Source organism: Wenzhouxiangella sp. YN9, from assembly GCF_056324165.1.
This window is the reverse complement of record NZ_JBJNIP010000064.1, coordinates 1-333: the sequence shown is the minus strand read 5'-3', so window position 1 is coordinate 333 and position 333 is coordinate 1. Positions and strand designations below refer to the sequence as shown.

1 pseudogene is annotated in these 333 nt (G+C 67.6%); it reads right to left on the bottom strand.

From position 1 onward, the window contains the following. Nucleotides 1-9 precede the first annotated feature (9 nt). A pseudogene (locus ACEWQ0_RS03365) lies at nt 10-333 on the bottom strand (hypothetical protein); the annotation flags it as partial.

Genomic DNA, 333 nt, shown 5'->3' with positions numbered 1-333 from the left:
ATCCGCAAGCTACGCGTGGTTGGCGGCAGGTGTGGCGTGTCGGGGGGATCCGGTGACGTGTGGCGGCGGGTGGTTTCGGCGCTGATCGGCTGCTGGCGCCCCGCGTAGGTCGACGTTACATCGACGACGGGCGAGGTGAGCGGGTCCGGGCGCGAGTGCGCTACGAGTGATCAGGGCGAGCGGGAGGGCGGCGGCGCGGGAAAACGCGGTGACGAAATCCCGCTGCTGATCCATGTCGCGAGCAATCAGGTGGGCCACCACTTCGGTGTCGGTATCGGAGGTGAACTGAAAGCCCGCGGTCTGCAGCTCCTCGCGCAGGGCGGTGAAGTTTTC